Below are 343 nucleotides of genomic sequence, written 5' to 3'. Positions count from 1 at the left end.
GTCCTTCATCGGCTCCTAGTACCAAGGCATCCACCGTGCGCCCTTATTCACTTAACTATCGTCGTGAAAAGACGTTTACAATTTCAATTAGATGTCTTGTCATCAAATGTCTCATCGTTAGATGAAACAATGATTCCTTATCCAGTTTTCAAGGTTCACAAGTTGAAAGATCGTTTGATCTCTCAAAACTGAACAACCAACACAGTACGTTTCCGTTATATCCTTAGAAAGGAGGTGATCCAGCCGCACCTTCCGATACGGCTACCTTGTTACGACTTCACCCCAATCATTGGCCCCACCTTCGGCGGCTGGCTCCAAAAAGGTTACCTCACCGACTTCGGGT

General features: G+C 45.5%; 1 protein-coding gene and 1 rRNA gene. One reads left to right on the top strand and one right to left on the bottom strand.

Annotated elements, in window-relative coordinates; translation table 11 throughout:
• On the top strand, window positions 1–192 hold a 192-nt coding region (locus DYE48_RS21305; protein ID WP_208639678.1), incomplete at its 5' end, for a hypothetical protein.
• Between the two features lie 35 nt (window positions 193–227).
• Here DYE48_RS21305 and DYE48_RS20970 read toward each other — a convergent pair.
• Window positions 228–343 (bottom strand): 16S ribosomal RNA (locus DYE48_RS20970); the annotation flags it as partial.

Origin of the sequence: Halobacillus trueperi (genome assembly GCF_003386945.1) — a bacterium.
GTDB classification, from domain to species: domain Bacteria; phylum Bacillota; class Bacilli; order Bacillales; family Halobacillaceae; genus Halobacillus; species Halobacillus aidingensis.
Note: the sequence above shows the minus strand (reverse complement) of the source record. Positions and strands in the feature narration are given on the sequence as shown.